The organism is Kitasatospora sp. NPDC053057 (genome assembly GCF_044546945.1).
Taxonomy (GTDB): Bacteria; Actinomycetota; Actinomycetes; order Streptomycetales; family Streptomycetaceae; genus Kitasatospora.
The window spans coordinates 17,700-40,747 of record NZ_JBITZP010000032.1 but is presented as its reverse complement, the minus strand read 5'-3'; the positions used below and the strand labels follow the sequence as shown (position 1 = coordinate 40,747).

Genomic DNA, 23,048 nt, shown 5'->3' with positions numbered 1-23,048 from the left:
GCTGCGGGGCCGCGAGGCGCCACAGCCGGACGGTGTGCGTACAGCTCCGGGGACCGCTGCCGGCCCGGACAACCGTGTGTTTTACAGGTACTGCCCCGTGTTGGCGACAGTGTCGATCGAGCGGCCGGACTCGGCGCCCTGCTTGCCGGTGACCAGCGTGCGGATGAAGACGATCCGCTCGCCCTTCTTGCCGGAGATGCGGGCCCAGTCGTCCGGGTTGGTGGTGTTGGGCAGGTCCTCGTTCTCCTTGAACTCGTCCACGCAGGCGGCGAGCAGGTGGGAGACGCGCAGACCGCGCTGACCGTGGTCGAGGAAGTCCTTGATGGCCATCTTCTTCGCGCGGTCGACGATGTTCTGGATCATGGCGCCGGAGTTGAAGTCCTTGAAGAACAGGACCTCCTTGTCACCGTTGGCGTAGGTGACCTCCAGGAAGCGGTTCTCCTCGGTCTCGGAGTACATCCGCTCCACGACCGACTGGATCATCGCCGCCACCGTGGCCTCGACGGAGCCGTCGTGCTCCTTCAGGTCGTCCGGGTGGAACGGCAGCGAGTCCCTGAGGTACTTGGAGAAGATGTCCTTCGCGGCCTCGGCGTCCGGGCGCTCGATCTTGATCTTGACGTCCAGGCGGCCGGGCCGCAGGATCGCCGGGTCGATCATGTCCTCACGGTTCGAGGCACCGATGACGATGACGTTCTCGAGCCCCTCCACGCCGTCGATCTCGGCGAGCAGCTGCGGGACGATGGTGTTCTCCACGTCCGAGCTGACACCGGAACCGCGGGTGCGGAACAGCGACTCCATCTCGTCGAAGAAGACGATGACGGGCGTGCCCTCGCTCGCCTTCTCCCGGGCCCGCTGGAAGACCAGGCGGATCTGCCGCTCGGTCTCGCCCACGTACTTGTTGAGCAGCTCGGGGCCCTTGATGTTGAGGAAGTAGCTCTTCCCCTGGGGGCGGCCGGTGACCTCGGCGACCTTCTTGGCCAGCGAGTTGGCGACCGCCTTGGCGATCAGCGTCTTGCCGCAGCCGGGCGGGCCGTAGAGCAGGACGCCCTTGGGCGGGCGCAGCTCGTACTCCTTGAAGAGGTCGGCGTGCAGGTAGGGCAGCTCGACCGCGTCGCGGATCTGCTCGATCTGGTTGCTCAGGCCGCCGATCTGGCGGTAGTCGATGTCCGGGACCTCCTCGAGGACCAGCTCCTCGACCTCGGACTTCGGCACGACCTCGTACACGTAGCCGGAGCGGGGCTCCAGCAGCAGGGCGTCCCCCGCCCGGACGGTGAGCTCGCGCAGCGGTTCGGCGAGGCGCACCACCCGCTCCTCGTCGGTGTGGCCGAGAACCAGGGCGCGTTCGCCGTCCTCCAGGACCTCCTTGAGGGTGACGATCTCGCCGATGCGCTCGAAGGCCATCGCGTCCACGATGTTGAGGGCCTCGTTGAGCATCACTTCCTGGCCGCGCCGCAGTTCGTCGAGGGCGACGTTCGGGCTGACGTTGACGCGGAGCTTGCGACCGCCGGTGAAGATGTCGGCGGTACCGTCCTCGTTCGCTTCAAGGAAGGTGCCGAACCCGGCGGGGGGCTGTGCCAGCCGGTCCACTTCCTCCTTGAGGGCCACGATCTGGTCGCGGGCCTCGCGCAGGGTGGAAGCGAGTCGTTCGTTCTGGGCGGTCACGCCGGCCAGGTTGGTCTGGAGCTCGACGATCCGCTCTTCGAGGATTCTCGAATTGCGCGGCGAGTCGGCGAGCTTGCGGCGCAGTACGGCGATTTCCTGCTCAAGGTACGAGACCTGAGCGGCCTCGTCGGAACCACGAGCGGGCCTGCCGGTGCTTCGGTTGTAGTCGTCATCGTGGGCTGCCACGGTCCTCACCTCCTCCGGGGAGCTGGACGCTTCCAGACCCTACCTGGGACCAGGGGTCCGTAAACCCCTAGATCAAGAAAGATGGAACGGGCGTGTCCGATCTTCGCCCCAGCGTGCTTCCCCTCTGCTAAGGGGATACCCACCGCGCACCACCCAAAGCGGGCCAGATGTATCGTCGAGCGAAGTGATATCCGATCGCGACCGCAGTGGTTGGGTCCGATCGTTGTACGAATGGCGGGATTGCTCCAGGAATAGGGGCGACCCGGGACAGAAACGGCAGGGGACCATGTCGGTGACCGAGCAGACCGCGGCGGCGACCGAGGAGCTGGAGGTGTGGATCGACCAGGATCTGTGCACCGGCGACGGCATCTGCGCCCAGTACGCGCCCGAGGTCTTCGAGCTGGACATCGACGGACTGGCGTACGTGAAGGGCCCGGACGACGAGTTGCGCCAGCAGCCCGGGGAGACCGCCCCGGTGCCGCTGACGCTCCTTCAGGACGTGGTGGACTCGGCGAAGGAGTGCCCCGGCGACTGCATCCACGTGCGCCGGGTCGCCGACCGGGTCGAGGTCTACGGGCCGGACGCCGAGTAACGCCTAGGCGGAGCCGGCCGGGGCGGCGGTCTGGGAGCGTTCCCAGCCGCCGCCCTTGTGCGTCCAGGTGAGGTCGAGTGAGACGTCGGGCCGGAAGCGCGGCACGTCGTCGCTCGAATACCCCTGCGCGCGGCCGGTGATGGCGCCGTCGGAGCGCACCGCGAGCCGGCTCAGGGTGAGGTTCTCGCGCTCGGTCAGCAGGGTGGCGACCACCACCGGGCGCTCGCCCGGGCCGAAGCCGAGCAGGTAGACGGAGTCCGGCGGGGTGCCGGTGTCGGTGGCGCAGTGCGCGGCGACGACCGTACCGGGGTGTCCGTCGCCCAGCTCGGCGGGCACGCTGAGCACCGTCTTGACCGGGAAGGGGCCGCAGTCCATGGGCAGTTGGGCCTTGGCCGGGTCGGGGGCGGCGCTCGCGGCGAGCGCCTTGGGGGTGCCGCCGGCCGCCAGCGGGGTGCCGGTCGCCGGGGAGGCGGCGAGCACCGCGGCCACCACCGCGCCGCAGCCGGCCAGGGCAACGGCCCAGTGCCAGGGGGCGGTTCGGGCGTGGGCGGGCCCGGTGCGCCCCCGCCGTGTCTGCTGTCCAGCCGTCGCCGTCGTCGTCCCGACCGCGGTCTCCACCAGGCGTCCCCTCCAGAGCTCCAGGAGCTGGTCTGCGTGAGCGAGCATCGTCCCACACCGCGGTGCACGGAAGACGAAAGGGGTGGTGCGAGCTCGACGCTCGCACCACCCCTTCTTCAGGTACGGACTCAGCCCAGGTCGGGCTGCTCGGCCTCGGGATCGCGGGCGGCCTTGCGGGCCGCGGCGCGCTCCTGCAGGGTCGGCTCGGGCGCCCCGCTGTCGTAGTCCTCGCCGTAGGCGCCCTTGGCCGGGCGGCGGCGGCGCAGCGGCGGCTCGACGCCGTCCGCCAGGCGGCGGGCGGTGAGCAGGAAGCCGGTGTGGCCGATCATCCGGTGGTCCGGGCGGACGGCCAGGCCCTCCAAGTGCCAGGTGCGGACCATGGTCTCCCAGGCCTGCGGCTCGGTGAAGGTGCCGTGGTCGCGCAGGGCCTCGACGGTCTTGGACATCTGCGTCGTGGTGGCCACGTAGCAGCAGATGAGGCCGCCGGGGACGAGCGCCTTGGAGGCGACGTCCAGGCACTCCCAGGGGGCGAGCATGTCGAGGATGACGCGGTCGACGTCGGTCTCGACCAAGTTGTCCTGGAGGTCGCCGACGGTCAGCTTCCACGCCGGGTGCGGGCCGCCGAAGTAGCGCTCGACATTGCCCTGGGCGATGTCCGCGAAGTCCTGGCGGCGCTCGTAGGAGGCCAGCATGCCCTGCTCGCCGACAGCGCGCAGCAGGTAGGTGCTGAGCGCCCCGGAGCCGACACCCGCCTCGACCACGCGGGCGCCCGCGAAGATGTCGGCCATCGCCAGGATCTGCCCCGCGTCCTTGGGGTAGATCACGGCGGCGCCGCGGGGCATGGACAGGACGTAGTCGGGGAGCAGGGGGCGCAGCGCGAGGTACGGGACGTTCCCCGTGGTGCGCACGACCGTGCCTTCGGGGGCGCCGATCAGCTCGTCGTGCGGGAACGCACCCTTGTGGGTGTGGAACTGGTTCCCGGCCTGGAGCGTGAACGTGTAGTGGCGACCCTTGGGGTCGGTCAGCTGGACCTGGTCCCCGACCTGGAAGGGCCCGCGTCGGCGGGCGGCACCGGTCGGTTCGGACATGCGGCCAATCCTAAGGGAAGCGGGCCGCCCCGCCTCACCAGGCCCTGGTCACCTGCCCGAGACGGCGGCGGTGAGGCGCTGCTCGATGTCGGTGAGCGCGGCCACGCCGTACACCCGGCCGTCCGCCTCGACCACCAGGTACTCCCCCGCCGGGGTGGCCTGAATGGCCCGCAGCAGGTCCTCGCCGCCGAGGTCGGCGTCCAGCCGCAGCCCGGGTTCGAGGTCGCGGGCGAGCGGGCCGACGGCCACCCAGGGGCGGCGGTGCTCCGGTACGGCGCGTACCGCGGACTCGCGGACGATGGCGATCGGGTCGCCCCGGCCGTCCACCACCACCACCGCGCCGGCCTCGGCCTCGCGGGCCCGGCGCATGGCCTCGCCGAGCGGGGTGTCGGCGGTGACCTCGACGGTGCGGCGGGCGAGGTCGCGCAGCCGCAGCCCGGGCAGCGCCTCCTTGAGGCGGGCGTTGCGCAGGCTGCCGGTGGCACCGTTCCAGATGATCGCGGCCAGCACGGCGGCCAGCACCGCGTCCACCAGGGTGTCGGTGGTGGTGCGCTCGCCGCCGCGGGAGGCGCTGACCAGCGGCAGGCCGATCAGCACCGCGATGGCCAGCGCCCGGCCGATCCAGGCGGCGGCCACCGTGCCGGTCATCGCCCTGCCGGTGACGGCCCAGACCACGGCGCGCAGCATCCGGCCGCCGTCCAGCGGCAGGCCGGGCAGCAGGTTGAAGGCGGCGACCACCAGGTTGGAGACCATCAGGCCGGTCAGCAGCACCCCGGGCACGCTGGACAGTTCGACGGCTCGCAGCGCGAGGTAGAAGACCCCGCCGAGCACCAGGGACAGCAGCGGGCCGACGAAGGCCAGCCAGAACTCGCGCCAGGGACTCTCGGCCTCGTTCTCGATCTCGGAGACGCCGCCGAAGAACTGCAGCTGGATCCGCCGCACCCCGAGCCTGTAGCGCAGCGCGACCAGGGTGTGGGCGAGTTCGTGGACCAGGACGGAGGCGTAGAAGGCGACCGCGAAGAAGAAGGCCAGCAGGTAGCGCACACCGCTGCCGAGTTCGGGCAGGACGTCGCCGAGCTGTCCGCCGAACACCCAGGTGATCAGTGCGGCGATGACGAACCAGGACGGGGTGACGTAGACGGGCACGCCGAAGGGGCGCCCCATCAGGAGGCCGCCGCCGCGCTCCGGGGGCGGCCCGGTGGGGCGCCCGCCGTCCTGCGGCGGCTGCTCGGAGGTCTGCTGCCCCCTGGTGTCGCTCACCGTGATCCCTTCGGTCGTCCGCCCGTCGTGCCCCCGGTGCGCCCACGCTACGTGATCGCGGCCACTCGGTGCCGCGCGCCCCTCTGTCAGGCTTCATACCCACTGGACCGACCCCGGACCGGCCCCCGGCCGCCGATGCACCGAGCGGTGTGGCAGCACGGTGGCAGCGGGATGACAGCAAAGGGCAATAGGGTCGTAGCCATGCAGCAGACCGACACCAGCAGTGCCGCCGGGGCTCCGGCGCGCCCGGCGGCGCCCCCGTCCGGGCTGTCCCCGTCCCGCGCGGGGGACTTCCTCACCTGTCCCCTGCTGTACCGGCTGCGGGTGATCGACCGGCTGCCCGAGCCGCCGAGTTCGGCGGCGACCCGGGGCACGCTGGTGCACGCGGTGCTGGAGCGGCTGTTCGACAGCCCAGCGGCCGAGCGGACGCCGGAGCGGGCGCTGGGCCTGCTGCGGCCGCAGTGGGAGCGGCTGCTGGGCGAGCGCCCGGAGCTGGGTTCGCTGTTCCCCGACGACCCGGACGGCGCGGCGCTGGCCCGCTGGCTGGCGGACGCCGAGAAGCTGGTCGGCCAGTGGTTCCGGCTGGAGGACCCGACCCGGCTGCACCCGGTGGAGCGGGAGCTGTACGTGGAGACCGCCCTGGAGTCGGGGCTGCTGCTGCGCGGCTACATCGACCGGGTGGACGTCGCCCCCACCGGTGAGGTCCGGCTGGTGGACTACAAGACCGGCCGGGCGCCCTCGCGGGACTTCGAGGGCAAGGCGATGTTCCAGATGAAGTTCTACGCGCTGGTGGTGTGGCGCTGGAAGGGCGTGATCCCCAAGCGCCTCCAGCTGGTCTACCTCGGCGGGGGCGGGGACGTGGTCAGCTACGACCCGGACGAGGCCGATCTGCTCGCGGTGGAACGCAAGCTGCAGGCGCTGTGGGAGCGGATCAGCCACGCAGTGGCCACCGGGGACTTCCCGGCCACCCGCAACCGGCTGTGCGACTGGTGCGACCACCAGGCCAGCTGCCCGGAGTTCGGCGGCACCCCGCCGCCGTACCCGCTGCCCGTGCCGGCACAAGCCCGTACGTCGGATGAGAGCGATCCCACGGGGGATCCGATGAGCAAGGAGTCTTAGTGACGATCCGAGTGCTGCTGGTCGACGACCAGCCGCTGCTGCGCACCGGTTTCCGGATGATCCTGGAGGCCGAGTCCGACCTGGTGGTGGTCGGTGAGGCCGGCGACGGTCAGCAGGCGCTGGACCAGGTGCGGGCGCTGCAGCCCGACGTGGTGCTGATGGACATCCGGATGCCGAGAATGGACGGCGTCGAGGCGACCCGCCGGATCGCCGGCCCGGGGCGGGACGGCCCGGCCAAGGTGCTGGTGCTGACCACCTTCGACCTGGACGAGTACGTGGTGGAGGCGCTGCGCGCCGGTGCCAGCGGCTTCCTGCTGAAGGACGTCCCGGCGGAGGAGCTGGTGCAGGCGATCCGGGTGGTCGCGGACGGCGCGGCGATGCTGGCACCGAGCATCACCCGCCGGCTGCTGGACATGTACGCCACCAAGCTGCCCTCGGGCGAGGATGCGCCGCCGCAGGCGCTGAGCGCGCTGACCGAGCGGGAGTTGGAGGTGCTGAAGCTGGTGGCGCGCGGGCTGTCGAACGCGGAGATCGCGGCCGAGCTGTTCGTCAGCGAGACGACCGTGAAGACCCACGTCGGCCACGTGCTGACCAAGCTCCAGCTGCGCGACCGGGTGCAGGCGGCGGTGTACGCCTACGAGAGCGGGCTGGTGCGGCCGGGCACGCTGTAACTGCCCGCAGCGGCAAGGAGAAACGTGACGGCGGCCCGCCCGCTTCCCCCGTCGGTACGAGGGGAAGCGGACGGGCCGCCGTCCGTGCCGGGCTACTTGGCGTTGCGGCTGATCTCCCAGAAGCGGAAGAAGCCGGTGGTGTCGACGGTGGACTCGACGCCGGTGATGTACGAACGGGCCGCGTAGAAGGCCTTGTTCTGGTACAGCGGGACCATCGGCACGTTGTCGGCGACGGTCTGCTGGATCTGCGCGTAGCCGGCCGAGGCGGCGCTGCGGTCGGCCTGCTTGAGGCCGTCCGGGATCAGCTTCTGGCTGATCCTCGGGTCGTCCCACCCGGTGTGGAAGACGCCGCCGTCGACCAGCAGCGGGGAGATGTAGTTGTCCGGATCCGGGTAGTCGGCGTACCAGCCGATGACGTACGCCTGATACTTGCCCTCGGTCCAGCCCTTCTTGTACGCGGTCCAGTCCGCCTCCTGCTGGACCGTCACCTGGAACAGGCCACCGGTCTCCAGCTGCTTCTTGATCGTGTCGGCCTCGAGGCTGCCGACCCGCGAGCGGGACCAGGTGAGGGTGAGCTTGACCGGGGTCTGGACCTTGCTGTCGGTCAGGGCCTTCTTGGCCTTGGCCACGTCCTGGTCGCCCCAGCGGTCGAAGAAGGAGGTGGTGTGGCCGGTGACGCCGGCCGGGACCAGGGCGTACAGCGGCTGGACGGTGCGGGCGAAGACGTCGCGGGCGAGCGCCTTGCGGTCGAGCAGCGCGGCGGCGGCCTGGCGGACGCCGATGTTGCTCAGGACCGGGTCCTTGGTGTTGAAGGCCAGCGAGTGGGTGTCGTTGCTGTCGCCCTCGACCACCTGGAGGTCGGTCTTGCCGCTCTGCTGGTCGGAGCGGATCTGGGCGGCGGTGTTCGGCTCCAGGCTGTTGTCGGTGAGGTCGACGTCGCCCTTGTCCAGCGCGGCCTTGAGGTCCGGGGCCTTGTCGTAGTACTTGACGGTGAACTTGTCGTTCAGCAGCTTGGCGTCGCCGCTGTACTTGTCGTTGGGCACCAGCACGACCTTGCCCAGCTGCTTGCCGTTGTCGCCGGCCATGTTCTCGAACGAGTCGAAGCGGTACGGGCCGGAGCCGACCAGCTTGTCGTTGGGGAGGACCTTGTCGGCCGGGAAGACCTGGTGGTCGACGATGGCGCCGGCCGGGCCGGCCAGCTTGGCCGGCAGGGTGGCGTCGGGGGTCGACAGGTGGAAGACCACCTCGTTGTCGCCCTTGGCCTCGACGCTCTTGATCGAGGCGAGCAGGCCGGCCGGGCCGTTCGGGTCGTTGATCTTCTTGGTCCGCTGGATCGAGAACACCACGTCCTCGGCGGTCAGCGGGTGGCCGTTGGAGAACTTCAGCCCGGGCCGCAGGGTGCAGTGGTACTCGCTGGCCTCGCCGCCGGAGAAGTCGCAGGACTTCGCGGCGTCCGGGGCGGGCGTGCTGGCGGCGGCGGGGAAGGTCAGCAGCGACTGGAAGGTGTTGCGCAGCAGCAGCCAGGCACCGGAGTCGTAGGAGGCCGCGGGGTCCAGTGTGGCGGTCAGCTGGGAGGTTCCCATGGTGATCGACTTGCCGCCGCTGTCCCCCTTGACGGCGTCGGTGACCGATCCGCAACCGGCCACCGTCACGGCGACCAGACCGGCACAGCCGAGTACTGCCAGGCGTTCAGCTGAAGTCTTCACGGGAGCGTCCTTCGGGGGTGTCGCGAACCCGAGTAGCGTGCCATATCGAACACGCACGACCGATACCCGTGCAGATGACGTTTGGGACACGGTGGTTGGGGGCATCACGGCGCGCCCGACGAGTTGTCAGTCAATGCCCGTTTTCTCCCCGGCCGACCGTCCGCAGATGCCGGGCGGGGCCGCTTACCGGCGGGTAGTGGCGAGGCGCAATGAGATGACAATCACATCCAGCGAACGTCGCTCCGCTTGCCCCGGCTACACCCGCGAGGCGACCAGCGAGCGCAGCAGTTCGAGATCGACCTGCTCCAGCGAGGGGAGCACCAGCCGCCCGGGCGCCGCCTCGATCGGCGCCACCGAGGGCACCGCGATCACCGGGCAGCCGGCCGCCTCGCCCGCGCGAACCCCGGTCGGGGTGTCCTCGACGACCACGCAGCGGGCCGGCTCCGCACCCAGCCGCAGCGCCGCCGCCAGGTACGGGTCCGGGAACGGCTTGGTGCGCGGCACCTCGTCCCCGGCGATGGTGAAGGCGAAGCGCTCGGCGCCCAGCGAGCGCAGCACGATGTCGATCACGTGCCGGTGCGAGGCGGACACCAGCGCGGCCGGGACGCCGTGCGCGGCAAGGGTGTTGAGCAGCCGCTCGGCGCCCGGCATCAGCGGCACGCCGCCGGCCAGCAGGTCGACGAAGCGCTGGTTGACCAGCACCCCCAGGTCGGCCGGGGCGATGTCCACCCCGGTGCGGGCGACCAGGTAGTCCATCACCCGGGTCATCGGGCCGCCGACCACGTGCGCCCGGTCCTGCTCGTCCAGCTGGTGGCCCAGCTCGGCGAAGAGCGTGACCTCGGCCTGCCACCAGAAGTCCTCGGTGTCCACCAGCGTCCCGTCCATGTCCAGCAGCACCGCCTGCAGGCCGCGGTCGTCCCCGTGGTCGAGCGCCAGGGCGGTGGTGGAGCTGGTGGTCATGGCGAGTCCTTCCGGCAGTACCCCGCGAAGCGTCCTCGGACGCCCCTCGGGGATGGCACAGGCCGGCCCGCTGGTGAGCGGACCGGCCCGTTCAGGATCATCCAGGATACGCCCGCTTCGCCCGGAAAGAGCGAACGGAGAGGGGCGTACGGATTACCGGGCGTTGAAGTACTTCGCCTCCGGGTGGTGGATCACGATCGCGTCGGTGGACTGCTCCGGGTGCAGCTGGAACTCCTCGGAGAGCACCACGCCGATCCGCTCGGGCTTCAGCAGCTCGGCGATCTTGGCGCGGTCCTCCAGCTCGGGGCAGGCCCCGTAGCCGAGCGAGAAGCGGGCGCCCCGGTACTTGAGCGCGAACATTGCTTTTAGATCAGGCCCAGTCTTGACGTCCTGGGGGTCCTCCCCGTGGAAGCCCAGCTCGTAGCGGACCCGGGCGTGCCAGAACTCGGCGAGCGCCTCGGCCAGCTGCACCGAGAGGCCGTGCAGCTCCAGGTAGTCGCGGTAGGAGTTCCCGGCGAACAGCTCGTTGGCCGCCTCCGAGATCCGGTTGCCCATGGTGACCACCTGCAGGCCGACCACGTCCCGCTCGCCGGACTCCTCCGGGCGGAAGAAGTCCGCCAGGCAGAGCCGGCGGCCGCGGCGCTGGCGGGGGAAGGTGAAGCGGGTCCGCTCGGTGCCGTCCTCGTGGAAGACGATCAGGTCGTCGCCCTTGGAGTTGGCCGGGTAGTAGCCGTAGACCACGGCCGCCTCCAGCCAGCCCTCGGTCTGCAGCCGGTCCAGCCAGGCCCGCAGCCGCGGCCGGCCCTCGGTCTCCACCAGCTCCTCGTAGGACGGGCCGTCACCGTTGCGGGCGGCCTTCAGGCCCCACTGGCCCTTGAACAGCGCGTCCTCGTCCAGCCAGGAGGCGTAGTCGGCGAACGGGATGCCCTTGACGATCCGGTCGCCCCAGAACGGCGGGGTGGGCAGCGTGTTCTCCAGCGTGACGTCGGAGCGGATCTGGCCGAGGTTGACCTCGGGCTCCGGCTCCTCCACCTCGACCCGGGCGTGCCGGCGCTGCTTGAGTTCCGGCAGGGTCGCGCCGGGCACGCCGCGCTTGACCGCGACCAGCGCGTCCATCAGCCGCAGGCCCTCGAAGGCGTCCCGGGCGTAGCGGACCTCGCCCTCGTAGATCTCGTGCAGGTCCTGCTCGACGTAGGCGCGGGTCAGGGCGGCGCCGCCGAGGATCACCGGGTAGCTCGCCGCCAGCTTGCGCTGGTTCAGCTCCTCCAGGTTCTCCTTCATGATCACGGTGGACTTCACCAGCAGGCCGGACATGCCGATCACGTCCGCGTTGTGCTCCTGCGCGGCGTCCAGGATCGCCGAGACCGGCTGCTTGATGCCCAGGTTGACCACGTTGTAGCCGTTGTTGGACAGGATGATGTCGACCAGGTTCTTGCCGATGTCGTGGACGTCGCCCTTGACGGTGGCCAGCACGATGGTGCCCTTGCCCTCGCTGTCGGACTTCTCCATGTGCGGCTCCAGGTGGGCCACCGCGGTCTTCATCACCTCGGCGGACTGGAGCACGAACGGCAGCTGCATCTGGCCGGAGCCGAAGAGCTCGCCGACCACCTTCATGCCGGACAGCAGGGTGTCGTTGATGATCTCCAGCGCCGGGCGCTCGGCCAGCGCCTCGTCCAGGTCGGCCTCCAGGCCGCCCCGCTCGCCGTCGATGATCCGGCGCTGCAGCCGCTCCTCCAGCGGGAGCGCGGCCAGCTCCTGCGCCTTGGAGGCCTTGACCGAGGCGGTGGAGACGTTCTCGAACAGCTCCAGCAGGCGCTGCAGCGGGTCATAGCCGTCCCGGCGGCGGTCGTAGACCAGGTCGAGGGCGGCCTCGCGCTGGTCCTCGGGGATCCGGGAGATCGGCAGGATCTTGGAGGCGTGCACGATCGCCGAGTCCAGGCCGGCCTCCACGCACTCGTGCAGGAAGACCGAGTTGAGCACCACGCGGGCGGCCGGGTTGAGGCCGAAGGAGATGTTCGACAGGCCGAGGGTGGTCTGCACCTTGGGGTGGCGGCGCTTGAGCTCGCGGATCGCCGCGATGGTCTCGATGCCGTCCCGGCGGGACTCCTCCTGGCCGGTGGCCAGGGTGAAGGTGAGGCAGTCGACCAGGATCGAGCCCTCGTCGATGCCGTAGTCGGCGGTCAGCTCGGCGATCAGCCGCTCGGCGATCGCGACCTTCGCATCGGCCGTACGGGCCTGGCCCTGCTCGTCGATGGTCAGCGCGATCAGGCCGGCGCCGTGCTCGCGGGCCAGCGAGGCGATCCTGCCGAAGCGCGAGTCGGGGGCGTTGCCGTCCTCGTAGTTGACCGAGTTGAGCACCGCTCGGCCGCCGAGCGCCTCCAGACCGGCCTTCAGCACGGGCGGCTCGGTGGAGTCCAGCACGATCGGCAGGGTGGAGGCGGTGGCCAGCCGACCGGCGATCTCCTTCATGTCGGCGACGCCGTCGCGGCCGACGTAGTCCACGCACAGGTCCAGCAGGTGCGAGCCGTCCCGGATCTGGTCCCGGGCGATCTCCACGCAGGCCTGCCAGTCGCCGGCCAGCATCGACTCGCGGAACTTCTTCGAGCCGTTGGCGTTGGTGCGCTCGCCGATCGCCAGGTACGAGGTGTCCTGGCGGAACGGCACCGCCTGGTAGAGCGAGGCGGCCGAGGGCTCCGGCTGGGGCTCGCGCCGGGCGATCGGGCGGCCCTGGACCTTCTCGACCACCTGGCGCAGGTGCTCGGGGGTGGTGCCGCAGCAGCCGCCGACCAGCGAGAGGCCGTACTCGCGGGTGAACACGTCGTGCGCCTCGGCCAGTTCGGCCGGGGAGAGCGGGTAGTGGGCGCCGTCCTTGCCCAGCACCGGCAGGCCCGCGTTGGGCATGCAGGACAGGCCGATCTTCGCGTTCTTGGCCAGGTAGCGCAGGTGCTCGCTCATCTCGGCCGGGCCGGTGGCGCAGTTGAGGCCGATGTAGTCGACGCCGAGCGGCTCCAGCGCGGTGAGCGCGGCGCCGATCTCGGAGCCGAGCAGCATGGTGCCGGTGGTCTCCACCGTCACCTGCACCAGCACCGGCAGGTCCAGCCCGGCCTCGGCCAGGGCGCGCTTGGAGCCGAGGATCGCGGCCTTGGTCTGCAGCAGGTCCTGGCTGGTCTCCACCAGCAGCGCGTCGGCGCCGCCGGCGATCAGGCCGGCCGCGTTCTGCTGGAAGCCGTCGCGCAGCGCCTCGTACGGGGCGTGGCCGAGGGTCGGCAGCTTGGTGCCGGGGCCGATCGAACCGAGCACCCAGCGGGTGCGGCCGTCGGCGGCGTGGGCGTCCGCCACCTCGCGGGCGATCCGGGCGCCGGCCTCGGACAGCTCGAAGATCCGCTCCGGGATGTCGTACTCGCCCAGCGCGGCGAAGTTGGCGCCGAAGGTGTTGGTCTCGACGCAGTCCACGCCCACCGCGAAGTAGGCCTCGTGGACGGAGCGGACGATGTCCGGCCGGGTGATGTTGAGGACCTCGTTGCAGCCGTCGAGGTCCTGGAAGTCCTCCAGGGTCGGGTCCTGCGCCTGGAGCATGGTGCCCATCGCACCGTCGGCGACCACCACCCGGGTGGCAAGCGCTTCACGCAGCGCGTTCGCGCGGCTCTGCTGAGTGATGGACGGGTTGGCTGCAGTGGCCATGGGGCGTCTCCCTGGTGCGACGGCTGTCGGCTTTGCGAACCCGCTTGCTCGGGCCCGCACGTCGCCAGGGTATCCGGCACACGGCCCCGCCCGCGGGCCCATTCCGTATCCTGAGCGCTCGACCGCAAGGGGGGAGCAACCGCGTGGCCCGATTCCGGACCGCCGCGCGGCGCGTGGGTCGGGCCGTGACGGCCCCGTTCCGGGCGCTGCGCGCGCGTTGGAGAGGCTGGTCCCGGTGGCGCCGGGCCCTGCTGGCACTGGGGCTGGCGGTGGCCGTCCCGGTCGCCGCGCTGGGCTCGGTGCTCGTCGCGATCCGACTGCACTACACGGGTGAACCCGCCGCCGAGGCCCGCACCCGCGGCCGGGACGCCGTCTGGCTGGGCCACGCCTGGGTGGACGGCCGCAAGACCGACGCGGACGTGGCGGCGCTGGCCCGGCAGCTGGCCGGTACCGGCGTGCGCGACCTGTACGTGCACACCGGGCCGCTGGAGCACGACGGCTCACTGCCGGCGTCCGTCCACCCGCAGGCCCGCTGGTTCACCGAGGCCGCCCACCGGGCGCTGCCGGGGGTGCGGCTGCAGGGCTGGCTGGGCGACGAGGTCAAGCCGGAGCGGGACGCCCTGGACCTGGACGACGCGCCCACCCGGGACCGGATCACCGCCTCCGCCCGCCAGGTGCTGGACCAGGGCTTCGACGGCGTGCACTTCGACATGGAGCCGATCCGCCCCGGCACGGCCGGCTGGCTCGCCCTGCTGGACGAGGTCCGCGCGGTGACGGCCGCGCGCGGCGCCACGCTGTCGGTGGCGGCCCCGCAGATCGACCCGGTCCCCGGCCTGCACACCGCCGGCATCCTGCTCACCGACCACGGCAAGTGGTGGGACCAGGCGTACTTCCGCGAGACCGCCCGCCGGGTCGACCAGATCGCGGTGATGGCCTACGACACCTCGATGCCGACCGAGCCGCTGTTCGGCGGCTACGTCGCCCAGCAGACCGAGCTGGCGCTTCGGGCCACCCCGCCGCAGGTCGACCTGCTGATCGGCCTGCCGTTCTTCTGGGACGACAGGTGGGGCCACCTGGGCCGAGCGGAGACCGTCCCGGCGGCCATCCGGGGCGTCCGGCTGGGCCTCGGCCGCGAGGATCTGCGGCGGGCCGACTTCGGCGTCGCGCTGTACGTGGACTTCGCCGCGACGCCGGAGAACTGGGCGGCGTACCGGCGGGGCTGGGTGGACCCCGGCTAGGGAGCCATCCGGTGCGCCAGGGCGCCCAGGTAGCGGTGGACGGTGGCGTCCTCGCCGGTCAGGTAGTGGGAGACGGCCCGGTGGAGCGGCCTGCGGACCTCGCCGCGCTCGGTGACGGTCAGCGAGCAGCCGGGCCCGGCCGGGGTGAGCTGGTACGTCCAGGTGCCGCCGTAGGGCAGGTCCGGGTCGGCGATGCCGGTCACCAGGCGGTGCGGGGCCTCGCTGGCGACCACCTCGTAGGTGATGTGCCCGTGCCGGTCGTACTCGCGCCAGCGCGGGCGGCCGCCGGCCCCGGCGGGCAGCCGTTCGACGTGGGTGAGGCCCGGGCGCCAGGCCGGGTACAGGTCGATGTCGGTGAGCACGTCCCAGACCGCGCCGGGAGTCTGGGCGAGCTCAAGCCCGCCTTCGGTGACGTGCTCCACCGGCAGCCGGCGCCCGGCCCGGTCCGCCGCCAGCAGCGCGGCCCCGGCCAGCGCCGCCGCTCCCGCACCCGCGCCGATCCACAGCCATCGGTTCATCGGTCGGCCCCTTCCGCCCCGGCCCCCGCCCACCATCATCGCGCCGCCGTGCCCGGGCGTCACTCCTGTGCGCTCCGTCGCCGGTCGGACACCGTGCGCCGCCGTCCGGGCCGGGCGGCGGGGCGTCAGCCGTCACGGAGCGGATAACCGCTGGATCGCGGCGGCCCGCTCCCCCAGACTGTCCCGGTGCCCTGGCCGCCATGCGCATCAAAGCCCGTAGGCTGGGCAGGTAGGGACCATGGAGCGAGCCGTTCCATGGGAGACGAGAGGTTCGAAGGCGGGAGCCGGCCCGTCAGTGCCCCGGCAGGCCAGCCGAGGCGGTGCCGGTCCGACCGCCGACCGGAGGGAGACGCTGGGTGATCGAGCTGGAAGATGTTCCCGAGTTGATCGACCCGGTGATGGTGTGCGCCTTCGAGGGGTGGAACGACGCGGGTGACGCCGCCTCCGCGGCTCTGGCGCATCTGGACGAGACCTGGGGCGGCAAGGTGGTCGCCGCGCTGGACGCGGAGGACTACTACGACTTCCAGGTCAACCGGCCGACGATCTGGCTGGACGGCGGCATCCGCCGGATCACCTGGCCGACCACCAGGCTCTCGGTGGTCCGGGTGACGGAGCCGGTGACCAGGGACGTGGTGCTGGTGCGCGGCATCGAGCCGAGCATGCGCTGGCGCTCGTTCTGCAACGAGCTGCTCGGCTTCGCGCACGAGCTGGGCGTCGAGCTGGTGGTGATCCTGGGCGCGCTGCTCGGCGACACCCCGCACAGCCGCCCGGTGCCGGTCAGTGGGGTCACCTCCGACCCGGAGCTGGCCCGTCGGCTGGACCTGGAGGAGAGCCGCTACGAGGGCCCGACCGGGATCGTCGGGGTGCTGCAGGAGGCCTGCACCCACGCCGGGGTGCCGGCCGTGACGCTGTGGGCCGCGGTGCCGCACTACGTCGCGCAGCCGCCCAACCCCAAGGCCACGCTGGCGCTGCTGAACAAGCTGGAGGACCTGCTGGACCTGCGCATCCCGCCGGGTGAGCTCGGCGAGGACGCCCGGGCCTGGCAGCTCGGCGTGGACCAGCTGGCCGCCGAGGACAGCGAGGTGGCCGAGTACGTCCAGCAGCTGGAGGAGGCGCAGGACACCGCGGAGCTGCCGGAGGCCTCCGGGGACGCGATCGCGCGCGAGTTCGAGCGCTATCTGCGCCGCCGGGAGAACGTCGGGCCGACCGGCGAGAAGCCGGTGTCCGGGCATGCGACGGCGGAGCGGCCGGCCGAGCCGGAGTCGCCGGGCACGACCCGGGAGAGCCAGGAGGGCGCCGAGGAGGAGTAGTCCTCCCCCCCGGTGAACGACGCCGAAGGGGGCGTCAGGACCTCGGTCCTGACGCCCCCTTCGGCGTCGTTGCGGGACTACCGGACTACAGCGCGACGCCGAGCAGGGCGTCCACCGTCCGGCTCACCAGGCCGGGCGCGCCGATGTCGGTGCCGCCCTCGCTCTCCTGCTGCGCGGCCCAGCGGTCGACGGCGGCCAGCGCGGCGGGCGCGTCCAGGTCGTTCGCCAGCGCCGCACGGACCTCGGCGAGCAGCTGCTCGGCCGCCGGGCCGTCCGGCCGGGAGACCGCGGCCCGCCAGCGGGCGAGGCGCTCGACGGCCTCGTCCAGGACGTCCTTGGTCCACTCCCAGTCGGCGCGGTAGTGGTGCGAGAGCAGCGCCAGGCGGATCGCCGCCGGGTCGACGCCGTCGCGGCGCAGGGCCGAGACGAAGACCAGGTTGCCGCGGGACTTGGACATCTTCTTGCCGTCCAGCGCGACCATGCCTGCGTGCACGTACGCCTTGGCGTACGGGTGGGAGCCGGTGGCGACCTGGGCGTGCGAGGCGCCCATCTCGTGGTGCGGGAAGGACAGGTCGCTGCCGCCGCCCTGGATGTCGAAGGTCATGCCCAGGTACTGCAGCGCGATGGCCACGCACTCGATGTGCCAGCCGGGGCGGCCGTGGCCGAGTTCGGTGTCCCAGGCGGGCTCGCCCGGGCGGGCGGCCAGCCAGAGCAGGGCGTCCAGCGGGTTGCGCTTGCCGGGGCGGTCCGGGTCGCCGCCGCGCTCGGCGAAGACCGGGCGCATGGCCTCGCGGGTGAGGCCGGAGACCTGGCCGAAGTGCGGGTCGGCGTCGACCGAGAAGTAGATGTCCTCGTCCACCTTGTAGGCGGCGCCGGAGGCCAGCAGCTTCTGGACGATCGGGACGATCCACGGGATGGACTCGACGGCGCCGATGTAGTGGGCCGGCGGGAGCAGCCGCAGGGCGGTCATGTCCTCGCGGAACAGGGCCGTCTCGCGCTCCGCGAGGGCCACCCAGTCCTGGCCGGTCTCGACCGCGCGCTGCAGCAGCGGGTCGTCCACGTCGGTCACGTTCTGGATGTAGAGGACGTCGTGACCGGCGTCCTTCCAGACCCGCTGCACCAGGTCGAAGGCGTTGTAGGTGGCGGCGTGGCCCATGTGGGTCGCGTCGTAGGGGGTGATGCCGCAGACGTAGATCCGGGCGGTGCCGTCCTGCGGCACGACCTCACGGACCTTGCCCGCTGCGGTGTCGAAGATGTGGAGGGGGAGCCCCTGACCAGGCAGGGCGGGGACCTCGGAGGCGGGCCAGGCATGCATGGGATCGACTTTAACCTTGAGAACATTTGAAAGCCTAACCAGTATCCAAGATCGACTGAATTCGCATCCTGTCGTTGCCTGACCGCTTTCCGACTGATAGTGAGCGTTCCGTTTCGGGCATAAGGCGCGCTCCGGCCCGCGGGCACGGGTGAGCGCCCGGTCGGCCCTGCCGCCGACGGGCGCCCGGCTCCCGGTGGCCAGCAGTGAATCTACGGACCGTCCGGTGCGACGGCGATGGACATGATCCGGGGATCATGGTGATTTCCGTCGACCCGGGCCCGGAACTCCCCCGGGGTCATCCCGGTCTCCCGCCGGAAGAAGCGGCAGAAGTACGCCGGGTCCGCGAAGCCCGCCTCCTTGGCCACCTGACCTGTCGTCAAGGGGCCTACACCGGCGGCCAGGGGATCGCCGGCCAGTCCGTGGAGGGCAGCGGGTGCCTGCCCGAGCCGCGCAGCGCGGCCACCCGGGCGCGGGTGGCGTCCAGTTCGGCGCCGGTCAGATGCGGGGCGAGGCGCTCGGCCAGCTCCCCGTCCAGCTGCCGGGCCAGCCGGGACAACACCTCCAGCGCCTCGGCCGGCAGCCGGTCCCCCGCCCAGCCCCACAGCAGGGTGCGCAGCTTGCCCTCGGTGTTGAAGGTGACGCCGTGGTCGATGCCGTACACCCGGCCGTCGGCGGCGGGGATCAGGTGGCCGCCCTTGCGGTCGGCGTTGTTGAGCACCGCGTCCAGCACCGCGAGCCGGCGCAGCCGCCAGTCGTCGTGGTGCACCAGCAGCGCGGTGCGGCCGTCCTCGACCTCGGCGCGGACGATCGGCAGCCAGCCCTCCTCCGGGCCGTTCGGGTCCTGCAGCGCCAGCAACGGCTCGGCCTGCGGGTCCGGTTCGACCCACAGCTGCACCATGCCGGGCCCATGCGGCCCCTCGCGCAGCACCGTGGGCGGGATCAGCTCCCAGCCGGTCGCCGCGGACAGCTCGTACGCGGCGACCTCGCGGCCGGCCAGGGTGCCGTCCGGGAAGTCCCAGAGCGGTCGCTCGCCGGCCACCGGCTTGTAGATGGCCTGCGCGCTCAGCGAGCCGTGCTCGACGGTGCAGTACAGCGCGGCGTTGGAGGCCTCGGTGAGGCGGCCGTGCACCGTCAGCACGCCCTGGCGCAGCAGCGCGAGGGCGGTCGGCACGTCGGCGGCGAGGGCGGCGGCCGCTCCCGGGTCGGCCTGCGGCGGGGTCTCGGTGTTCAGCGCCGGTAGCCGTTCGCGCGCGGGCACAGGTGGCCCTCCGGGTCCAGCGGCAGGTTGCAGAACGGGCAGGGCTTGCGGCCGGCCGCGACCAGGTCCAGCGCGCGCTTGGCGAACACCCGGGCCATCGCACCGGTCAGCCGCACCCGCAGCATGTCCGGGCCGTTCTCGTCGTCCTGGAAGACCGCCTCCTCGCCGTCCTCCTCCTCGTCCTCCACCAGCGCCTGCGCCTCGACTACCAGGCAGGCGTCCACGCTGTCCCAGGCCAGAGCCATGGTGCCGACCCGGAACTCCTGCTCCAGCGGGAGGTCCAGCGGGGCGGTGTCGAGCAGGTCCTTGGGCGCGGCGGCCGGGATGGCGGCGTCGCCGCCGCTGCGCCGCAGCGCCTCGTCCAGGACCTCCTCGATCCGCTCGGCGAGGGCGGCGACCTGGTTCTTCTCCAGCAGCACGCTGGTGATCCGGCCCCGGGCGCTGGCCTGCAGGTAGAACGCCCGGGCGCCGGGCTGGCCGACGGTGCCGGCCACGAACCGTTCGGGCTGGTCGTAGAAGAAGACCTGACGGGGCACGCTCTAGCTCCGGATCGTGTCGGTCGGTGCGGATCCGCCATGCGGGATCGCGGGGTTGTCCAACGGGGCGAGGTCGTTCAACGGGCGGGTGGTCCAACTGCGGAGCACTCATCAGTCACCCTACGACCTCCGGGGCCCGGCCGGGGAGCCGAGCCGGAGGCCGCGGACGGGGTGGCACCCGCGGGCCCGGGCGGTGTCGCGCGGCTCAGGCCGTTCCGCCGACCACCGCGTCGCCGGCCGGGGTGGCCGGGGCGGCGGAGGGCTTGGGCGCCAGCGAGGAGAGGTCGCCGGTGTCGCCCATCCTGAGCACGAAGGGCCGCTGCGGGGTGTAGCGGATCGCGGTGACCGAGCAGGGCTCGACGCTGATCCGCTGGAAGTGGTCCAGGTGCAGGCCGAGCGCGTCGGCCACCACCGCCTTGATCACGTCCCCGTGCGAGCAGGCGACCCAGACCGCGTCCTCGCCGTGCTCGGCGGCGATCTTCGCGTTCCACTCGCGGACCGCGCCGACCGTGCGGTGGCTCAGCTCGCGCAGCGACTCGCCGCCCGGGAAGGCCGCGGCGGCGGCGTGGTCCTGCACCGTGCGCCAGAGCGGCTCCTTGGCCAGCTCGGCCAGCGGGCGGCCGGTCCACTCGCCGTAGTGGCATTCCCCCAGCCGCTCGTCCTCGGCCGGCGGGCCCAGCTCGGGGCGGACGGCGAGCAGCGGCTCCAGGGTCTGCCGACAGCGCTCCAGCGGGCTGCTGACGGCCTGCACCAGCGGGATCGCGGCCAGCCGGCCGGCCAGTGCGGCGGCCTGCGCGCGCCCGGTGTCGTCCAGGTCCACGCCGGGGGTCCAACCGGCCAGGATTCCGGCGGTGTTCGCGGTCGAGCGGCCGTGGCGGACGAGCAGCAGGGTGGGCATGGGGCTCAGCCTACGGCCTCCGGACGCGGCGGTGGGGTGCGGTTCCCGGCAAGCTCGGCCGCCCACGGCTGAGAAGTCGACGCGGCACGACTGGCTGTCGTGCCGCTCTCGTTCCGACCGGTTACGCGAGCCCGGCCCGCTCCAGCGCCTCGACGCCCGTGCGCAGCGCCTGGATCCGCTCGTCCAGGGTGAAGCCGGACGGGGCCAGGGTGAGCGTGGTGACGCCCGCGTCGGCGTAGGCCTGCATCCGGTCGGCGATCCGGGCGGTGTCGCCGATCAGCGAGGTGGCGTCGATCAGGTCGTGCGGGACGGCGGCCGCGGCGCCCGCGTAGTCCTTGGCCAGGTACTTCTCCTGGATCTCGTCGGCGGCCTGCTCGTAACCCATCCGCCGGGTGAGCTGGTTGTAGAAGTTCTTCTCCTTGCTGCCCATGCCGCCGATGTAGAGCGCGGCGTAGGAACGCTGGGAGTCGACGCCGGCCTTGATGTCCTCGCCGACGGCGATGGTGACGGTCGGGCAGAGGTCGAAGCCGTCCAGGGACTTGCCGGCCTTGGCGCGCCCGGCCTTCAGCGGGTCGAGGGAGAGCGCGGCGTGCTCCGGGGCGAAGAAGATGCCGAGCCAGCCGTCGGCGGTCTCGCCGGTCTGCTCCAGGTTCTTCGGGCCGATCGCGGCGATGTACAGCGGGATGTGCTCGCGCACCGGGTGCACGGTCAGCTTGATCGGCTTGCCCGGGCCGCCGGGCAGCGGCAGGGTCCAGTGCGCGCCCTCGTGCACCAGGCGCTCGCGGGACATCGCCTTGCGGATGATCTCCACGTACTCGCGGGTGCGGGCGAGCGGCTTGTCGAACTTCACGCCGTACCAGCCCTCGGACACCTGCGGGCCGGAGACGCCGAGGCCGAGCCGGAAGCGGCCGCCGGAGAGGGTGTCCAGGGTCGCGGCGGTCATCGCGGTCATCGCCGGGGTGCGGGCCGGGATCTGGAAGATGGCCGAACCGACGTCGATCCGCTCGGTCTTCGCGGCGACGAAGCTCAGCACCGTCGCGGCGTCCGAGCCGTACGCCTCGGCCGCCCAGCAGACCGAGTAGCCGAGCCGGTCCGCCTCCTGGGCCACCGCGATGTTGTCGGCATCCATGCCGAGTCCCCAGTAGCCGAGGTTGATGCCGAGTCGCATGTGCCGAACCTTCCAGTCGGGTGGGCTTGGTGGTCGAGCGTAGTGGTGCCCGTACGGCTCAGGCTACTGACGGGTAGCGGTGGTCTGGGTCACAGCGCCGGTGTTGATCGTTCTGCGGGTCTGCGCCCCTGCCCGGGCACCGGCCGCTACGCTCAGCCGACGTGGGGAGCGCTCTCCCCACCTGCGCGTTTACAGGGCTACCGGGCCACCGGTGCCACCCGGCGAGTGGAGGGCCAGTCCGATGGAAAAGCGTCACCTCGGCCGTACCGGCCTGCAGGTCTCCCGCCTCGGCCTCGGCACCATGACCTGGGGCCGGGACACCGACGAGCACGAAGCCGCCGAGCAGCTCAAGGAGTTCGTCGACGCCGGCGGCAACCTGGTCGACACCGCCGACGTGTACGCCGACGGCGGCGCCGAGTACCTGATCTCCCGCCTCACCGACAGCCTGATCCCGCGCTCCGAACTCGTCATCGCCACCAAGGCGGGCAGCGTCCCCGAGTCCGCCCGCCGCTTCGACTGCTCCCGCGGCCACCTGCTCGCCGCCCTGGACGCCTCGCTGCGCCGGCTCGGCACCGACTACGTCGACCTGTGGCAGGTGCACGCGTTCGACCCGATGACCCCGGTCGAGGAGACCCTCAGCGCTCTCGACATCGCCGTCTCCTCCGGCCGCGCCCGCTACACCGCGGTCTGCGACTTCAGCGGCTGGCAGCTCGCCAAGGCCGCCGCCTGGCAGCGCGCCCGGCACGACCGGATGCCGCTGGCCGGGGCCCAGTTGGAGTACTCGCTGCTCCAGCGCGGCATCGAGCGCGAGGCCCTGCCCGCCGCGCTGGACGCCGGGGTCGGGATCCTGGCGGGCTCGCCGCTCGGGCGCGGGGTGCTCACCGGCAAGTACCGGCACGGCGTCCCCCAGGACTCGCGCGGCGCCTCGGCGTACCTGTCCGGGTTCGTCCAGCCGTACCTCGGGGAGCGCTCCCGGCGGATCGTGGACGCCGTCGCCACCGCCGCCGACGGGCTGGCCAGCAGCCCGCTCGCGGTCGCCCTGGCCTGGGTCCGGGACCGGCCCGGCGTGGCGAGTGCGCTGGTCGGGGCGCGCACGGTGGCACAGCTGCAGGCGGCACTGTCAGTGGAGGCGCTTACGCTTCCGGGTGAGATCCGTGGCGCGCTGGACGACATCTCGTCGCCGGTGCACCGCTACCCGGACCACGGGTGGACCGAGCTGTGACCCCCGGGCCGGGTTGTCGAGCAGAACGTGCAGTGGAGTGAC

The 23,048-nt window shown here is 72.1% G+C and carries 20 protein-coding genes; 6 read left to right on the top strand and 14 right to left on the bottom strand.

Going from position 1 to position 23,048, the window contains the following annotated elements; genetic code table 11:
- Positions 1-81: 81 nt before the first annotated feature.
- Positions 82-1,848, bottom strand: coding sequence for a proteasome ATPase (gene arc, locus ACIG5E_RS28200; RefSeq protein WP_396537940.1), 1,767 nt, complete (start codon positions 1,846-1,848; stop codon positions 82-84).
- A gap of 286 nt (positions 1,849-2,134) precedes the next feature.
- On the opposite strand from arc, the gene ACIG5E_RS28195 reads away from it, so the two are divergent.
- On the top strand, positions 2,135-2,440 hold the full coding sequence (locus tag ACIG5E_RS28195) for a ferredoxin (RefSeq protein ID WP_207809367.1): 306 nt from the start codon (positions 2,135-2,137) through the stop codon (positions 2,438-2,440).
- 3 nt (positions 2,441-2,443) lie between these two features.
- On the opposite strand, the gene ACIG5E_RS28190 is transcribed toward ACIG5E_RS28195, so the two are convergent.
- From ACIG5E_RS28190 to ACIG5E_RS28180, 3 genes are all read right to left on the bottom strand, one after another.
- Entirely contained in the window at positions 2,444-3,106 is a 663-nt protein-coding gene (locus tag ACIG5E_RS28190) for a hypothetical protein (protein WP_396537937.1), read from the bottom strand.
- Between the two features lie 80 nt (positions 3,107-3,186).
- Entirely contained in the window at positions 3,187-4,146 is a 960-nt protein-coding gene (locus tag ACIG5E_RS28185; protein ID WP_396537935.1) for a tRNA (adenine-N1)-methyltransferase, read from the bottom strand.
- A gap of 48 nt (positions 4,147-4,194) precedes the next feature.
- Positions 4,195-5,406 carry a site-2 protease family protein gene (locus ACIG5E_RS28180; RefSeq protein ID WP_396537933.1) on the bottom strand — a complete coding sequence of 404 codons (1,212 nt, stop codon included), beginning with the start codon at positions 5,404-5,406 and terminating at the stop codon, positions 4,195-4,197.
- Positions 5,407-5,607: 201 nt separating this feature from the next.
- Here ACIG5E_RS28180 and ACIG5E_RS28175 point away from each other — a divergent pair, with 201 nt between their 5' ends.
- Together ACIG5E_RS28175 and ACIG5E_RS28170 are read left to right on the top strand one after the other, a co-directional pair.
- Complete coding sequence (locus tag ACIG5E_RS28175) at positions 5,608-6,525, top strand: RecB family exonuclease (protein ID WP_396537931.1); 918 nt, start codon at positions 5,608-5,610, stop codon at positions 6,523-6,525.
- Positions 6,525-7,196, top strand: coding sequence for a response regulator (locus ACIG5E_RS28170; protein ID WP_396537929.1), 672 nt, complete (start codon positions 6,525-6,527; stop codon positions 7,194-7,196). Before ACIG5E_RS28175 ends, ACIG5E_RS28170 begins: the two co-directional genes overlap by 1 nt.
- 92 nt (positions 7,197-7,288) lie before the next feature.
- Here ACIG5E_RS28170 and ACIG5E_RS28165 read toward each other — a convergent pair whose 3' ends face one another.
- From ACIG5E_RS28165 to metH, 3 genes are all read right to left on the bottom strand, one after another.
- Positions 7,289-8,902 (bottom strand): ABC transporter substrate-binding protein, encoded by a 1,614-nt coding sequence (locus ACIG5E_RS28165; RefSeq protein WP_396537927.1) that lies wholly within the window; start codon positions 8,900-8,902, stop codon positions 7,289-7,291.
- 255 nt (positions 8,903-9,157) lie between these two features.
- Complete coding sequence (locus tag ACIG5E_RS28160) at positions 9,158-9,862, bottom strand: HAD family hydrolase (protein WP_396537925.1); 705 nt, start codon at positions 9,860-9,862, stop codon at positions 9,158-9,160.
- A 153-nt stretch (positions 9,863-10,015) separates the two neighbouring features.
- Entirely contained in the window at positions 10,016-13,543 is a 3,528-nt protein-coding gene (gene metH / locus ACIG5E_RS28155; protein WP_396537923.1) for a methionine synthase, read from the bottom strand.
- Positions 13,544-13,728: 185 nt separating this feature from the next.
- Between metH and ACIG5E_RS28150 the strand changes: the two genes are divergently transcribed.
- Positions 13,729-14,781: a hypothetical protein gene (locus tag ACIG5E_RS28150; RefSeq protein WP_396537921.1), complete on the top strand. Its 1,053-nt coding sequence runs from the start codon at positions 13,729-13,731 to the stop codon at positions 14,779-14,781.
- On the opposite strand, the gene ACIG5E_RS28145 is transcribed toward ACIG5E_RS28150, so the two are convergent.
- The gene (locus ACIG5E_RS28145; RefSeq protein ID WP_396537919.1) at positions 14,778-15,299 is read right to left on the bottom strand and encodes an SRPBCC family protein; all 522 of its coding nucleotides are present in this window, start codon (positions 15,297-15,299) and stop codon (positions 14,778-14,780) included. The two genes, ACIG5E_RS28150 and ACIG5E_RS28145, sit on opposite strands and share 4 nt — an antisense overlap.
- 356 nt (positions 15,300-15,655) lie before the next feature.
- On the opposite strand from ACIG5E_RS28145, the gene ACIG5E_RS28140 reads away from it, so the two are divergent.
- A complete protein-coding gene (locus tag ACIG5E_RS28140) occupies positions 15,656-16,609 on the top strand; it encodes a PAC2 family protein (protein WP_396537917.1) in 954 nt (317 codons plus the stop codon).
- Positions 16,610-16,694: 85 nt separating this feature from the next.
- Here ACIG5E_RS28140 and mshC read toward each other — a convergent pair whose 3' ends face one another.
- The 6 genes from mshC to ACIG5E_RS28110 form a co-directional block, all read right to left on the bottom strand.
- Complete coding sequence (gene mshC, locus ACIG5E_RS28135) at positions 16,695-17,924, bottom strand: cysteine--1-D-myo-inosityl 2-amino-2-deoxy-alpha-D-glucopyranoside ligase (protein ID WP_396537915.1); 1,230 nt, start codon at positions 17,922-17,924, stop codon at positions 16,695-16,697.
- Positions 17,925-18,133: 209 nt separating this feature from the next.
- Entirely contained in the window at positions 18,134-18,304 is a 171-nt protein-coding gene (locus ACIG5E_RS28130; protein WP_396537913.1) for a helix-turn-helix domain-containing protein, read from the bottom strand.
- Between the two features lie 5 nt (positions 18,305-18,309).
- The gene (locus ACIG5E_RS28125; protein ID WP_396538030.1) at positions 18,310-19,095 is read right to left on the bottom strand and encodes an SCO1664 family protein; all 786 of its coding nucleotides are present in this window, start codon (positions 19,093-19,095) and stop codon (positions 18,310-18,312) included.
- A 56-nt stretch (positions 19,096-19,151) separates the two neighbouring features.
- Entirely contained in the window at positions 19,152-19,718 is a 567-nt protein-coding gene (locus ACIG5E_RS28120; protein ID WP_396537911.1) for a DUF3090 domain-containing protein, read from the bottom strand.
- 205 nt (positions 19,719-19,923) lie between these two features.
- Positions 19,924-20,616 (bottom strand): MSMEG_4193 family putative phosphomutase, encoded by a 693-nt coding sequence (locus tag ACIG5E_RS28115; RefSeq protein ID WP_396537909.1) that lies wholly within the window; start codon positions 20,614-20,616, stop codon positions 19,924-19,926.
- A 121-nt stretch (positions 20,617-20,737) separates the two neighbouring features.
- The gene (locus ACIG5E_RS28110; RefSeq protein ID WP_396537907.1) at positions 20,738-21,784 is read right to left on the bottom strand and encodes an LLM class F420-dependent oxidoreductase; all 1,047 of its coding nucleotides are present in this window, start codon (positions 21,782-21,784) and stop codon (positions 20,738-20,740) included.
- 241 nt (positions 21,785-22,025) lie between these two features.
- Between ACIG5E_RS28110 and ACIG5E_RS28105 the strand changes: the two genes are divergently transcribed.
- Complete coding sequence (locus ACIG5E_RS28105; protein ID WP_396537905.1) at positions 22,026-23,006, top strand: aldo/keto reductase; 981 nt, start codon at positions 22,026-22,028, stop codon at positions 23,004-23,006.
- The last annotated feature ends 42 nt before the right edge of the window (positions 23,007-23,048 follow it).

Bases quoted from the DNA above. Each gene is read 5' to 3' on its own strand.
- ACIG5E_RS28195 (WP_207809367.1), top strand. From the start codon at position 2,135: ATGTCGGTGACCGAGCAGACCGCGGCGGCGACCGAGGAGCTGGAGGTG.
- ACIG5E_RS28190 (WP_396537937.1), bottom strand. From the start codon at position 3,106: ATGCTCGCTCACGCAGACCAGCTCCTGGAGCTCTGGAGGGGACGCCTG.
- ACIG5E_RS28185 (WP_396537935.1), bottom strand. From the start codon at position 4,146: ATGTCCGAACCGACCGGTGCCGCCCGCCGACGCGGGCCCTTCCAGGTC.
- ACIG5E_RS28175 (WP_396537931.1), top strand. From the start codon at position 5,608: ATGCAGCAGACCGACACCAGCAGTGCCGCCGGGGCTCCGGCGCGCCCG.
- ACIG5E_RS28160 (WP_396537925.1), bottom strand. From the start codon at position 9,862: ATGACCACCAGCTCCACCACCGCCCTGGCGCTCGACCACGGGGACGAC.
- metH (WP_396537923.1), bottom strand. From the start codon at position 13,543: ATGGCCACTGCAGCCAACCCGTCCATCACTCAGCAGAGCCGCGCGAAC.
- ACIG5E_RS28145 (WP_396537919.1), bottom strand. From the start codon at position 15,299: ATGAACCGATGGCTGTGGATCGGCGCGGGTGCGGGAGCGGCGGCGCTG.
- mshC (WP_396537915.1), bottom strand. From the start codon at position 17,924: ATGCATGCCTGGCCCGCCTCCGAGGTCCCCGCCCTGCCTGGTCAGGGG.
- ACIG5E_RS28115 (WP_396537909.1), bottom strand. From the start codon at position 20,616: ATGCCCACCCTGCTGCTCGTCCGCCACGGCCGCTCGACCGCGAACACC.
- ACIG5E_RS28110 (WP_396537907.1), bottom strand. From the start codon at position 21,784: ATGCGACTCGGCATCAACCTCGGCTACTGGGGACTCGGCATGGATGCC.
- ACIG5E_RS28105 (WP_396537905.1), top strand. From the start codon at position 22,026: ATGGAAAAGCGTCACCTCGGCCGTACCGGCCTGCAGGTCTCCCGCCTC.